The sequence below is a fragment of the Salinimicrobium oceani genome (genome assembly GCF_012037645.1).
On record NZ_JAAVJR010001732.1, the window covers coordinates 1 to 255 of the forward strand.

1 pseudogene is annotated in these 255 nt (G+C 36.1%); it reads left to right on the forward strand.

The features are described 5' to 3' along the window. Positions 1–255, forward strand: a pseudogene (locus HC175_RS23795) (IS3 family transposase); the annotation flags it as partial.

Here is a 255-nt window from a genome sequence, read left to right on the forward strand (position 1 = left end):
TCCAAGGAAGAAGTACAGTATTGGTTTGGTTAAGAAAACATGGTACTTTAGATTGGAGCCAACCAAGAAGATTGACCATGCCTAAATCAAAAGAGACACCAGCCCAGAAAATTAAAAGATTGGAGAGAGAACTTTCAGATGAGAAACTAAAAAATGAGATTCTCAACAAAATGATAGATATCTCCGATCAACAATATGGAACTTCTATTAGAAAAAAGTATTCTCCCAAACAATCTGGGGCATCCGACAGCAAAA